Here is a 14109-nt window from a genome sequence, read left to right on the forward strand (position 1 = left end):
TGCTTAGAGGCGGCAGGAGGTATTAAATATGTGGATCAGTTTTCGATGCAAATTAGGGGGTAAAGTGGATCAGTTCTGGATGCAAATTAACAAGCGATTTGGATTAAAAGTTGATTTTCAGGAGTTTGCAATTTGCCTCCATAGCTACAGTTTTCACAAAAGAGGCATAACCAAAGAGCAATACTACACAATTAATGACGTCCAAAAAATTCCTGGAATTGTTGATTCAAGGCAATGTGATTTTTTATTAAGTTTGTTAATAAAGGTTAATTATTTAGAGTTAGATAAGGAGCATATTTTAGCCTGCCTCCCGCAAAAACTTTGTGGAGGGGCGGTCCATATTGGATTACCAAACCTATCTTCAGTTGACGTTTATAATGACTTTAAACACGCTGTGGAAGCAATACCTCTTACAAAAGGGAAATGGCTAGCTATTGATGATTCAAATAACCCTTTTAATAACGTCTTTGACATGATGAGTAAAATTGAAAAAAGAGACGATCTCGTTGCAGGATGTGTTGGTTATCACTTTTTAGAATTGCCTGAAGATAAGATTGGATCACTGGACAACATTCAGCATGTTTTTGCTGAGCCAATTTTAGCTGCGGTTCGCATGTCTAGTTTTGTGTTTGGCGATACCCATGAGAAGTTGATTTGGCAATATCAAAAAAACTCAACTAGTTTGTACTTAACTAATTAGTAGGAGTTTTTTATATGAGGCTGCCAACAAAATTGAGTTATCAGCGTTCAATTTCTCCCAGCATGGCAGTGTTTTTTTCTGTAGATACAAATGGAAACCAATCTCCATTAGAAATCAGCACAGTGAAAGTATTGGGGCAAAAAGAGAGTGCTTCTGAAGGTTTTTCTGGAGGAATGGAGCTAAAAAAAGAAGTGAGTCATAAACGATTGGCTGAAGGTAATCCTCACACTATTGATTTTTGTTATGCGCCAGCAAATTCAACACATTTGCTTTGCAAGTTCTCCTGTACTGTCGATGCCAGTTCTTTGAAGCCAAGAGTGTGTAATAACGAGGAAGTAGAAAAGGCTTTAGTTGAATTTGTGCAAAATTATCAGAAGGTGGGTGGGTTCAGATATTTATCTGAACGGTACCTTAAAAATATTTTGAGTGGAAATTGGCTTTGGCGGAATCAAAAAACTCGGGACACAACTATTGAACTTAATACTTCTGGGGGGCATTCAATAAACATCAGTGGCATTAACAGAAAACAATTTGAACCCGAATGGAATAAGGCAGTAACGCATTGGGATGACGTTGTGAACGAATTTGAAAATGCGCTCTGCTCACCACAAAAATACATGTTTTGTGAAGTCACTGCTAAGTTGACAGTGCCCATTGCTCACGAAATTTACCCTAGTCAAGCCTTTGTGGAAAAAGGTAGTAAGTTTGATAAAAGTCGAACTTATCAAGAAACTTACCTCGAACAAAAAAGAACCGCTATCATAGGGGCGTATAAAGTAGGTGCTGCAATTGCCAGTATTGATGATTGGTATGAAAATGCGGATTTAGCTGTGAGAGTTGGAAGCTTCGCAGTAGATAAGGAAAAAGATACTATTTATCGCCATCCAGTGACAAAAAAAGACCTTTTTTCTCTGCTTAATATTATCGAAGACATTACTGGCAATCTGCGTTCTTGTTTTGGCAAATCCAAGGATAAATTAGTTAATTGTAAAGACGCTCATTTTATTGCAGCGAATTTAATTAAAGGTGGTTTATTTGGAATGGGGTCCAAATAGTTGAACGCGCGTTACTACTTCAAGATTACTTTTTTACCTTTTGATTGTAATTCGAGTTTTCTGATTGGGCGCTGCTTAAAAATCCTTCATGGGTTTAGCAAAAGAAATGAAATAAACGATATTGGTGTCACTTTTCCTGAATGGGACGATAGCGGGCCAGGTAAAACTTTGGGGTTCGTCAGTGTTAGTTTAAGTCACTTAAATTTATTAATTGAGCAGCAATATTTTCTAGAAATGCAAAAATTAAAGTACTTTGATATTTCAGATATAAAGCAAATTTTAGGTACGACGCACCAGGAAGTTACTTTTATCCGCAATCAGGCGATTGACCAGATATCAGCTAAGTCGATACAAAGACAAATAAACCGATCTAAAAAAAGAGCTGAAAGTCGGGGGGATATATATAACCCCAAAGTAGAAACCAAGAAAAATCTGACTTTTCAGCTTTTCCATAAAATTCCGATGAGTAGTTCCAGTAGCGGTTTTAATTTTTCTTTAAGTATTCAGTGTGTAAAAATGGATGAGACATTGAATGATCGATTTTCTAGTTATGGGCTCTCGAATAAAACTAATTTTGTTAGTTCAGTTCCTAAGCATCTACCCTAATTTATTTCATGTTACCCAAGCTGTTGAATTACCTAAATAAATATTCAAATAAATTAAAAAGGTATTTGACACTATTTAGTTTTAAACTATTGTATTAAATAGTGTTTTGTATATTTTGGTACTGCTCTCTGCCGCATAGGCAGTTAATAACCATTTAATGGGTCTTCTAGCTCTTTCGCAATAGCTCTCTGCCGCATAGGCAGTTAAAAATTAGATGAATGAATGTCCTCACCATAACCCTGAAGTATCTGCCGAATAGGCAGTTTGAGCTTCAACTGATGCTGGGAGCGAATTAGTAAAATAGGGCTTTTTGCTATGGACAATCTTGCATTATCAAATATTCCATGAAGATAGGTTAACTATGGCCGATTTTCTTTTTGAAAAACAAATTTGTAATTTTATTACATTACTACAAAATTCTATTCAAAGTAGACATATTAAATGACAAGATATGCTTGGTATTTATTGTGACACGATATGCTTGTAAATTACTTAAATCATTGATTTTTGTCTATTTAGTGATGACAAGATATGCTTGGATCAACAGATTAAGAGATTTTCAAGATTTAGCTGCTACAAAAATTGCTACAGTGAAATAAGGAATACTTATGCTTGCTGTAGCAAATTTTTCCCATCTTTATTGTCGTAATAAACACTATTATCTTCGTTTAACTCTGTATCAAAAACAGCTTTGGATTAGTCTTAAAACAGACTCACTAGATTTAGCGGTCAATGTTCGCTCACCAATTAAACCTTTGTTATACAATGTATTAGTGTTCACTGAATTAAAAAGATACGCCGCGCGATGTGGTATTAGCTCTGTTGATAGCATAACGAGACTTTGTAAAACATCGCAGATAGTTCGGTTTTTGTGTTGCCCTCCCTATATCTAAAGACACGTAATTCTTACAAGCTATGCAGTAAATCTTACGATTTTTATCTCACTGACTATACTTAATATTCATTAAGTTATTGATATACATAATATATCAGTGGCTGGTCTGTAACTTGCTGCGTTTAATACACAATGTTTCAATAGCGGAGAAATACTATGTATGCAGGTCTGAGAGATGTTAAGCGTTTTACCATTGCAGCCACTGATGGTGACATTGGTATTAGCAAAGATTTTTTGTTTGATGATCGTGCATGGACAGTGAGATATATGTATGTGGATACCCATAAGTGGTTGCCTTTGGGGGAAAAGGTACTTATTTCACCCGTCTCTTTGCACAGCATTGATATCAAAGATGAAAAAATTCATGTGACCTTGTCTAAAGAGCAAGTTGAAGATAGCCCATCGATTGATGAACACAAAACCGTTTCACGGGATTATGAAGCGCTTTATTTTCAGTATTTTGGTTATGGTTATTACTGGACAGGCCCAGGAGCTTGGGGCGAATTTGCTTACCCTACTGCGCTGGCTCAGGTGCAGACGCTGCCTGAACGAGCTGAACTTGAAAAAGTGGATACAGGATCTCAGGCTAATCATTTGCGTTCTATTAATGAATTGCAAGGTTACGAAGTGAAAGCCAAAGATGGAAACTTTGGTCAGGTTCACGATCTAATTCTGGATACCGAAAATTGGGAGATTCCGTTAATTGTCATTGATACTCATCAGATTTTGCCGGGTGGTAAAAAAGTTTTAGTGGCGCCTAAACACATTAACTCCATCAACTGGTTGGAAAAAAATGTGGGCTGCCATTTGAGTGTTGATGCCATTAAACATTGTCCTGAATACGATCCAGAGCGCTTAAATGATAGCGTTTATCAGCAAAAAGTAAGACAGCAATTATTAGCCTTATAGTTATTAACGTTGTAGACGCTAAACTCAATATGCAGAGCAAAGTCAAATAAGTCACTTTGCTCTGTTTTTTCGCAAGCAATAGTCGCTAAAAAATTGCCCAAGACGACAAGCACCAATACGGAGCCATGCCATGCCTAATTCATCACCCTATCTACAAACACTGTCAGTTGACGGTAAAAACTATCAGTATTACAGCCTCGCGACGCTGGCGGGAGTTTATGATCTCTCGCGTTTACCCTTTGCTGCTAAGTTACTATTAGAGAACTTGCTGCGCCATAGTGAGCAGCCCTTTGTTCAGCCTGATGATATTAGTACGCTCGCCAAATGGGATGTATTAAACACCGTGGCAACAGAAATTGCCTTTGTGCCATCCCGCGTGGTTTTGCAAGATTTTACCGGTGTGCCGGCGGTTGTCGATCTCGCCGCAATGCGCGATGCCATGGTGGCGCTGGGTGGCTCACCACAAAAAATTAACCCTTTAAAACCTGTTGAACTGGTAATTGACCATTCCGTGATGGTGGATTTTTTTGCACAAAAAGATGCTTTTAGTAAAAACACCGCAAAGGAAGTTGAGCGTAATAAAGAACGTTATCAATTTTTGCGTTGGGGGCAGAATGCTTTAGATAATTTTAAAGTAGTACCACCAGGTAAAGGCATAGTGCATCAGGTTAATTTGGAATATCTCGCCCGTGTGGTTTTTATTGACCCGCTGACACAAGGGAGCAGCAGTGCTGGCATGTTATACCCAGATACTCTAGTTGGGACCGATTCTCACACCACTATGATCAATGGTCTTGGTGTTTTGGGTTGGGGCGTAGGAGGTATCGAAGCCGAAGCTGCGATGTTAGGACAACCTGTGACAATGTTGATCCCTGAGGTAGTGGGCATGGAAATTACCGGTAATTTACCGGCCGGTACTACCGCGACAGATTTAGTGCTTACCATCACTGAAAAACTTCGTCAGTTTGGCGTGGTGGGTAAATTTGTTGAATTTTTTGGTGAAGGTATAAAACATCTGACCTTAGCGGATCGTGCCACTATCGCCAATATGGCGCCTGAGTATGGTGCGACGTGTGGTTTGTTTCCTTTGGACGAACAAACTGTGACCTACCTGAAATTGACCGGTAGGGATGAACATCAAATTGAAGTGATCAAAGCTTATGCCCAAGCTCAGGGCATGTGGGGATCGGCAGCCCAGCAAACTGCGGCCTATCACGCCACCCTAAGTCTTAAACTTAATGATGTGGTGAGTTCTATCGCAGGCCCTAAACGCCCTCAGGATCGCATCGCTTTAACAGACGCCGCCAGTCAGTTTAAACATTGGTTATCACAGCAAGAAAAATTGCTCATTGCTACCGACGACCCTGAAAAAGGCCGTTTCGAAAATGAAGGTGGCCAACAGACTTCGCCTAACGATGAGAAATCTTTACAAGCTTTATGTGATTATAACGGCCAGCAATTTAGTCTTAAAGACGGCGCAGTAGTCATTGCTGCCATCACCAGTTGTACTAATACTTCTAACCCATCGGTGTTAGTTGCTGCTGGTTTGGTGGCGAGAAAAGCGCGAGCGCTAGGTTTGTCCGTCAAACCTTGGGTTAAAACCAGTTTTGCGCCAGGTTCGCAAGTCGTGACTGAATACCTTGATAAAGCCAAGCTAACAGACGACCTCGAAGCAATGGGGTTCCATCTGGTAGGTTACGGTTGTACGACCTGCATCGGTAATTCGGGCCCATTGCCCGAGCCAATAAGTAAGGCCATTCGCGCTGCTAAACTGAATGTGAGCGCGGTATTGTCGGGTAATCGTAATTTTGAAGGGCGTATTCACGCTGATGTCAAAGCTAATTACTTAGCCTCACCTCCCTTAGTGGTCGCTTATGCCTTGGCGGGCAACATGGATATTGATTTAGTTAATGAGCCTTTGGGTACCTCAAAAGACGGTAAACCTGTATATATGCGTGATATCTGGCCAACTAACGACGAAATACAACAACTTGTTACTCAAGTGGTGAACAGTGAGATGTTCAGTGAACGTTATGCCCATATATTTGAAGGTGACGAATGCTGGAATAGTTTGCAGGTTGTCGACAGTGCTCAATATAACTGGCCAGATTCAACTTACGTTAAAAAGCCGACGTTTTTTGCGGGCATGAGCTTAAAGCCTGAACCGCAAACGACGATTAAAGACGCCCGTTGTTTGCTTAAACTGGGTGATTCGGTGACCACTGATCACATTTCTCCTGCGGGCAGTATAGCCCCGGATGGCCCCGCTGCTGAGTATTTACGCGAACAGGGTGTTGAGGAACAAGACTTTAATTCTTTTGGTTCACGACGCGGTAACCATGAAGTCATGATGCGCGGTACCTTTGCCAATATCAGACTGAAAAATCAGTTGGCGCCCGGCACCGAAGGGGGCTGGACGCGTTTTCAACCTTCAGGCGAACAGATGAGCGTATTTGCGGCTGCGATGGAATATCAGCGGCAGAATATCCCTTGTATTGTTATCGCGGGTAAAGAATATGGCACAGGCAGTTCTCGGGATTGGGCAGCTAAAGGGCCTTTATTACTGGGGGTAAAAGTGGTGCTGGCAGAAAGTTACGAACGTATCCATCGTTCCAATTTAATTGGCATGGGGATTTTGCCCTTACAATTTAACAGTGGTCAAAATGCTGCGAGCTTGAAACTGGATGGTACTGAACAATACACCATAGAGCCAATCATTCTGGGGCAACAAGAGGTTGAGGTGAGTGTGAAAAAAGACCGCGCCAGGTTTAACTTTAAGGCGCGGATCAGAATCGATACCCCCAATGAGTTTAGCTATTTCAGCCATGGTGGGATCTTGCAATATGTGCTGCGCAGCCTGAACTAAGGCATACATTAAACTCGTTTTTGTTGGGTGCGTTTTAATTGTCCGTGTTTTCTAAGTGGGTGATGCGGCTGTTTAACTCAGCCGGATCAACCACCGGCCAGCCTTTATCCCAGCTCATAGGCAAAATACGTAACTTTTGAATACCCTTGTCGGCAGCTTCGTAGGCATGTAATACCAAGTAGACCTGACCATCAAAGCTATAAGCTGCGTTATGACCTAAGCCAGGCCAGTCTTTATTGCCTTGCATGACAAGACTACCGCCACCTTTCATCAAGTCTTTACCGTCTTTGTCTAGATAGGGACCGCCAACTGATTTAGCGCGCCCGACTCTGACGTTGTAGTCGCTGCTGGCGCCGCGACAACATTTATCAAAGGAGACAAATAGATAGTAATAATTGTTTTTGTGGAAAATAAAAGGCGCTTCGATAGCACCGTTTTTGTCGCCTTCTATGCTTGCATCCGGATTACGCGGGCGAGCGGCTATGCTGTGCCATTCTTGAGGCTGAGCTAAACGAGTCAGATCATCGTCTAATTTGACTAATTTTAGCCCGGCCCAGAACGAACCAAAACTCATCCAATATTGCTTGTTTTCATCTTGGATAATGGCAGGATCAATGGCGTTCCAGTCATCACGCTCGGGTACCGACTGGAGAACAATGCCCTGATCTACCCATAGATAATCTTGAGACTTTGGATCCAAAGTCTTATTAACCGTGACACCGATAGCCGAAGTATTTTTACCAAAGGCCGAAACGGAATAATACAGATAGAATTTGCCGTCTTTTTGAATAATATCCGGCGCCCATAAATGCCCACTAAAACCTGGGGCGATGCGCTGCGCCCAACTTGGTTCGTCTTTAAATACCCGCCCGGCTAATTGCCAGTTGACCATATCTTTGGATTGATAATAAGTAATACCGGGGCCAGTGCTGAACACATAATAGGTATCACCCTCTTTAGCCATGACCGGATCATGCACTTCTACTTGTTTAGCTTGAGCGAAGTTAAGCAATAAACAAACGCTGCTTATAAATAAAGTGATGTAACACTTGGTCATGTAAAAATCCTGCTAATGATCAATTTTATCCCTTATGCTAGCATAATTGTAATACAATATTAACAATGAATTATTGATGTATACTCAAAATCATTGGAATTGCGCGGCGGCGGCAAATGAATTCAACCCGATGAGCTTAGCCCTACTAAGTGCAATACGGTTGGCGAATGTGGTGAATGAGAGCAGCCAACAAGCACGCAACTTTAAGGATGAAGGGTATATTTAATGTGTATCTGCCACAAGAATACAACGGAGTCCTGGCCTTATGCCTGAGTTAAAAATGAACACAATATTTAAACATTCACTGCTGAGTATTACTCTGCTGAATATTTTTAGCACATCAGTATTAGCTCAGAGTTTAACTGAGCTTACTCAGCCAGCAAGCCACCTAAATATTGATAACCCAATCGTATTACAACGGGCAGATCCTTGGATTATTAAAGATCCAAAAACTGGCTGTTATCAATTTATTGGTACTTCTCCTTTGTTTGATCAAATTGAAATCCGCAGTGCCTGTCGGATCAACGATCTTAAGTTGGCCGAATCTAAAGTTATTTGGCAAAAACATTCAAGCGGCAATATGGGCGCGCATATTTGGGCACCTGAGTTGCACTATTTTAACGATAGCTGGTACATCTATTTTGCCGCAGGAGAGGTTGAAGATCCCTGGCGCATCCGTATGTATGTATTAGCCAATACGAATACCGATCCCGCACAGGGTGAATGGCAGGAGTTAGGCCAAATACTGACGCCGACTGACAGTTTTTCACTGGATGCCACTACCTTTGAACACCAAGGAAAGCGCTATTTGATTTGGGCACAAATGAACGAACCCCGCACGTATAACTCAGCTTTGTTGATGGCACAGATGAATAGCCCAACCAGTATTACTGGTCCAATAATGACTTTAACTGAGCCTACTTTAGACTGGGAAATGCAAGGTTATAAAGTCAATGAAGGTGCTGCGGTGCTCATTCGGCACGGTAAAGTATTTGTAACCTATTCAGGTGCCGCCACTGACGAACGTTATGCCATGGGGTTGTTATGGGCTGATGCTAACAGCGATTTAATGGACGCAAAAAACTGGCATAAATCAGCGGAGCCGGTATTCAGTACCAAAGCGGATATTGGCCGTTTTGGCCCCGGTCATAATAGCTTTTCCGTTGCTGAGGATGGTGTTACCGACTTGTTGATTTACCACAGTCGAGACTATCTGAAGTTACAGGGTAGTCCTTTGAGTGATCCTAATCGCCATGCTCGTGCGCGACCTATTTACTGGGACGCACAAGGATTTCCGTTATTTATGAATGAGTTAGCTGATTAGTATATTTAACGAGATATAAAAAAGCCCCTGTCGATAACATCAACAGGGGCTTTTTTTATAGCGTGTTTACTACCAGAAACGGTAGTAGATAAACACGGTAATACCTAGAATACCTGCGGTATGCACGTAGTCCCAGATATCCATAGTCGCGACGACTTCCCGTAATCTGGCTTTGCCTAAGCTACCAAAGGTTAGGCCATCAATTTGTTCGTCAGTGGCTTGTTTGGTAAAGACACTGGTAACAATCATCACCACACAAACAATCACAAATAACAGGATACAGAAGTATAACCAGTTCATATCAGTCACTGGCGCAAAAATAGTGCCTTGTAAGGACTCTTTGAAAGGTAACAGTACCAATCTGAACATGCCTAAAATGAAACCAGCGACTAAGCCAATAAAACCCGCGGCAGGGGTGATTTTTTTAGTGATCAAACCTAATAAAAATACGGCTGCGATGCCAGGGGCAATAAGTGATTGCACACTTTGTAAGTATTCATAAAGCACATCAGCAATCAAACTCATTACGGGTATCCACAACATACCCAGTATTACCACTACTACGGTTGCCCAGCGACCAACACTTAGTAAGTGTTTTTCAGACGACTCTGGTTTGAATTTTTTATAAAAATCGATAGTAAATAGTGTGGCTGAAGAGTTAAACAGCGAGGCCAGTGAGCTCATCAGTGCCGCAAAAATTCCACCGATAACAATACCCTTTATACCAGATGGAAGTAATTCAGATACCAACGTCGGAAAGGCTTGGTCAGGACTATCATAGTGAATGATGCCTTTAACCTTTAAAGCATAAGCAATCATGCCTGGTACTAAAAAGATAAATACCGGTAACAGTTTGAGGTAACCGGCTAACATAGTGCCTCGACGAGCTTCTTTGATGCCTTTGGCCGACAATACTCGTTGCACGATATATTGATCGGTACACCAGTACCAAAAACCGATAATAAATGAGCCAAAAATAATACCAGGCCAAGGGAAGTTTTCATCTGATGCTGAACGGATCAAGTGCATATTAGCGCCGTTAATACGCTCTACTTCTGCCCAGCCGCCTACTTTATCGAGGCCAACCACTAAGATAACCACCGAGCCGATAATCAGTACCGGGGTTTGCAAAACGGAAGTCCACATTATAGCCCTCATGCCACCTAATACCGTATAGATACCCGTGATACCGACTAAACCAAAAGCACAGATCCAGAAGAAATCGATACCGTAGATGGAATCAATGCCCAAGATGGTTTGCAGCGCAATGGCACCGGCGTACACAGTTACCGCGACTTTAGTTAGTACATAACTTACTAGTGAGATAATGGATAAAAACGTACGAGAAGCCGAGTTATAACGACGTTCCAGAAACTCTGGCATGGTGTAAACCTTGCTGCTCCAGTAAAAAGGTACAAACACCCAACCAAGCAATAAGATGATCCACGATTGTAATTCCCAGTGTGCCAAGGCCATGCCTGACTGAGCACCTGCGCCAGACAAACCTACTAAATGCTCTGAGCCGATATTGGAAGCAAAAATGGAGGCACCGATCACCAACCAACTGGCATTACGTCCGGCCAGAAAATAGTCTGCGGTATCTTGGCCTTTTTGGCGCATCGAAAACCACACCACGCCAATCAGTAATACAAAAAAGCCTGCTAATACCAGCCAGTCCAGAGTACTTAATTCAATCATTTTTTATTCTCACAAATTGTGAATTAGTTAATATCAGTGTCTTTTTCTCACAGATTTGGATATTGACATATTGTATTACAAATGAGAAGTGTTAGCTGAATGTTAATTAAAAATAAATATTTTCGGCTAAGCCATATATTCTGCGTTGATTATTTTTGAATTAGATCCCTTCTTTAAATAAGGAGTCTCTACAAAATGTCGCCTTGTCTAAATGGTCTTAAAATCCTTATGAAACGCACAATATGAGGTGTATGAATATAAACACATTGACCTTACGTCATTTAAAATTATGATAAGATAATCAAACAACGGATATTTGAAGTGAATAATCAACATGGCCTTAATAGAAAACCTTAATTTGTCAGATCGTGTTACACAGGAGTTAGGGTTAGCCATTATTTCCGGCAAATATTCCAACGAATCGGGTTTCCCCAGCGAAGCTAAAATGTGTGAAGACTACGGTGTCAGCCGTACTTCTATTCGCGAAGCTGTAAAAATGCTGGGCGCCAAGGGTTTAATCACTTCACGTCCGAGAAAAGGCATAGTGGTAGAGCCTGCCACAAAATGGAATTTATACGATACCAGCATCTTACGCTGGATGTTGGATAGCAGCCCTTCATTGCAGGTATTAAGAGAATTTTTGCAAATGCGTATGGCCATCGAGCCACAAGCGGCAGCCTTGGCTGCACAATTTGCCACAGACGAACAGATCCAACAGATTGAAAAAGCCTTAAACGCCATGATTGCTGCGGGCAATGATCCCAGCTTGTCACTGCATGAAGCTGATATTGCCTTTCATACCAGCATCTTGGCCGCCAGCAATAACCGTTTTATTTTGCAACTACGAGATTTTGTTAGTACCGCATTAAATGTCAGTATTCAGCACACCACACCAGCTAAAGGCAGTATCAAAGCAATTATTGAAGAGCATGACAAAGTCTATCGCGCCATCAGTTTGCGCCAACCAGAGCGTGCCAAAAGCATGACAGCCTATTTGATCGATGAAGCCATCATCTTTATCGATGCAGAGATTGCCAAACAAGAACAAAAATAAGCGGTATGACGTTTGAAAACCAGCGAAACATCGCCAATATCCATAATGAAAATACATTCAAGAGCATTAAATGTCTGCCAATAATGATCAGATAAACCAATACCCGAGTCTCAAACACAGGCACGTTTTTATTACGGGCGGTGCAACGGGAATTGGTGCCGAGTTGGTGCGTGCGTTTTATCAGCAAGGTGCCTTCGTCAGCTTCATCGATATTGACGAGCCTGCCAGTCAACAATTATGTGCGGACATTACGGGGAGTGATCGCCAACGTTTACAATATTTTATGTGTGATATTCGTAACATTCCGCAACTGCTTGAAACCATTCATCATGCTAGAAACCAATTTGGCGATGTATCGGTTTTGGTGAATAACGCAGCAAATGACGCCCGCCACGATACCGAAACCTTGTCAGTGGAATATTGGGATGATCAGATGGCAGTGAATTTGCGCCCTAACTTTTTTACCGCGCAGGCTGTAGTTGCGCACATGAAACGTTTAGGTGGCGGCAGTATTATTAATCTGGGTTCGATAAGTTGGCGTATTAAACAAGACTTTATGCCGGTTTATACCACCGCCAAAGCAGCTCTCGAAGGCATGACCCGTACGCTGGCTAAACATCATGGTCGCGATAATATTCGGGTTAATACCTTAATACCTGGTTGGGTCATGACCGAAAAGCAAATCTCTCATCGCCTGCAAGCCGGCGACTTTGAAGATATTCGTAAAAATCAATGCATCAAAGAAACCCTCGAAGCCTCACATATTGCCAGCGCCGCCTTATTTTTAGCTTCTGACGACAGCAAAATGATCACCGCTCAATCGATTATTGTAGATGGAGGGTGGGTTTAGCTTTATTTGAAAGAAGCAACGAGTGGCACGGGAAATGAATTATGAGCTGCGCACACTTATTGCTGCGCGATAAAGAATGCGCTGTTGCGAAGCGATAGGTGCACGAAGTGACTATTTCTTAGTAGCGTCAGGCCATGTTTGGTAAGCGCAGCTTATGTGCTTTTCCATCCACTTTACCCAGCGACAAACATTGTATCAATCCTGAACTCATGATATTTATAATACAATATGTCAATTGTAAGTGCGCGTAGTTAAAAAATAAATGATATTAGCTTTACATGATTGGGCTTTAGTTTATCTAATACTCATTACAGGTGCCTGTTTACAAGGGCTCATCGGCTTTGGGCTGGGTTTGTTTAGTGCGCCTCTTCTATTTTTAATCGCCCCGCAGTTAGTGCCAGTGCCAATGATCCTTAATGCGCTGGTCATCACTCTAGCCTTGTTGCTGGCTAATCGCAGATATGTTGACAAACAACTGGCGCCATTTTCGATTTTAGGTGGCAGTGTTGGCGTGTTTTTGGCTACCGCAGTATTTACTTTGCTTGATTTAGCTCAGTATCAAATACTCTTCGGCCTGTCGATAGTGTGTGCGGTGTTATTGTCGGTAGCGGGTTTTACCCCTCGTGTATCGGGTGTCAGTAGTGCTATTGCTGGTACCTTGTCTGGTTTTATGGGCACGTTAACCTCGGCTGGTGGTGCACCTATGGGGCTGCTGTATCAAACTGCCCATCAGCAGCAAATTAAAGCGAATCTAAGTTTGTTTTTTGTCTATATCAATGCTTTGAGTATTTTATCGCTGAGCATGGCTGATGTGGTCAATAAACAAGATTTGTTATTGTTTGTATATAGTGTTCCGGCTGTCATTGTGGGTTATGTCTTGTCATTGTTTTTCAGGCGGTATTTGAATCTCAATGTGATCCGCCCGTTGATCCTGTTTATCGCTTTTTGCTCTGGGCTTGTTTGTATATTTGCCTGATACTTTTAATATATCAAGGTCATACAGACACTCGTTTAACAAGCTACCCATCCTGAACTTTTCTCATTAAATTTAAGCGTTTAATTAGGTTTTTAGCTTAAATTATATTTAGCAAGTTA

The 14109-nt window shown here is 41.7% G+C and carries 11 protein-coding genes; 9 read left to right on the top strand and 2 right to left on the bottom strand.

Features of this window, described 5'->3' with window-relative positions; translation table 11 throughout:
• Positions 1-79: 79 nt before the first annotated feature.
• From AX660_RS13785 to acnA, 5 genes are all read left to right on the top strand, one after another.
• Positions 80-700 (top strand): hypothetical protein, encoded by a 621-nt coding sequence (locus tag AX660_RS13785; protein WP_131811803.1) that lies wholly within the window; start codon positions 80-82, stop codon positions 698-700.
• Between the two features lie 14 nt (positions 701-714).
• Complete coding sequence (gene csy3 / locus AX660_RS13790; RefSeq protein WP_068377957.1) at positions 715-1755, top strand: type I-F CRISPR-associated protein Csy3; 1041 nt, start codon at positions 715-717, stop codon at positions 1753-1755.
• Positions 1756-2361, top strand: coding sequence for a type I-F CRISPR-associated endoribonuclease Cas6/Csy4 (cas6f, locus tag AX660_RS13795; RefSeq protein WP_068377959.1), 606 nt, complete (start codon positions 1756-1758; stop codon positions 2359-2361). It begins immediately after the preceding gene.
• A gap of 1051 nt (positions 2362-3412) precedes the next feature.
• Positions 3413-4165 carry a hypothetical protein gene (locus tag AX660_RS13800; RefSeq protein WP_068377961.1) on the top strand — a complete coding sequence of 251 codons (753 nt, stop codon included), beginning with the start codon at positions 3413-3415 and terminating at the stop codon, positions 4163-4165.
• 130 nt (positions 4166-4295) lie between these two features.
• Positions 4296-7031, top strand: a complete 2736-nt coding sequence (acnA, locus tag AX660_RS13805; RefSeq protein ID WP_068377963.1) for an aconitate hydratase AcnA — start codon at positions 4296-4298, stop codon at positions 7029-7031.
• A gap of 34 nt (positions 7032-7065) precedes the next feature.
• Here acnA and AX660_RS13810 read toward each other — a convergent pair whose 3' ends face one another.
• Positions 7066-8088 carry an arabinan endo-1,5-alpha-L-arabinosidase gene (locus AX660_RS13810; protein ID WP_068377965.1) on the bottom strand — a complete coding sequence of 341 codons (1023 nt, stop codon included), beginning with the start codon at positions 8086-8088 and terminating at the stop codon, positions 7066-7068.
• 265 nt (positions 8089-8353) lie between these two features.
• Between AX660_RS13810 and AX660_RS13815 the strand changes: the two genes are divergently transcribed.
• Positions 8354-9412, top strand: coding sequence for a glycoside hydrolase family 43 protein (locus tag AX660_RS13815; protein ID WP_106404088.1), 1059 nt, complete (start codon positions 8354-8356; stop codon positions 9410-9412).
• Between the two features lie 69 nt (positions 9413-9481).
• Here AX660_RS13815 and AX660_RS13820 read toward each other — a convergent pair whose 3' ends face one another.
• Positions 9482-11110 carry a sodium:solute symporter gene (locus AX660_RS13820; protein ID WP_068377967.1) on the bottom strand — a complete coding sequence of 543 codons (1629 nt, stop codon included), beginning with the start codon at positions 11108-11110 and terminating at the stop codon, positions 9482-9484.
• Positions 11111-11444: 334 nt separating this feature from the next.
• Between AX660_RS13820 and AX660_RS13825 the strand changes: the two genes are divergently transcribed.
• The 3 genes from AX660_RS13825 to AX660_RS13835 all read left to right on the top strand — a co-directional run bounded on the left by AX660_RS13825 (position 11445) and on the right by AX660_RS13835 (position 13990).
• A complete protein-coding gene (locus AX660_RS13825) occupies positions 11445-12164 on the top strand; it encodes a FadR/GntR family transcriptional regulator (protein WP_068377969.1) in 720 nt (239 codons plus the stop codon).
• A gap of 70 nt (positions 12165-12234) precedes the next feature.
• Positions 12235-13014 carry an SDR family NAD(P)-dependent oxidoreductase gene (locus AX660_RS13830; RefSeq protein WP_068377971.1) on the top strand — a complete coding sequence of 260 codons (780 nt, stop codon included), beginning with the start codon at positions 12235-12237 and terminating at the stop codon, positions 13012-13014.
• A gap of 262 nt (positions 13015-13276) precedes the next feature.
• Positions 13277-13990, top strand: a complete 714-nt coding sequence (locus AX660_RS13835) for a sulfite exporter TauE/SafE family protein (RefSeq protein ID WP_068377973.1) — start codon at positions 13277-13279, stop codon at positions 13988-13990.
• Positions 13991-14109: the final 119 nt, after the last annotated feature.

The sequence above is a fragment of the Paraglaciecola hydrolytica genome, assembly GCF_001565895.1.
Classification (GTDB): Bacteria; Pseudomonadota; Gammaproteobacteria; order Enterobacterales; family Alteromonadaceae; genus Paraglaciecola; species Paraglaciecola hydrolytica.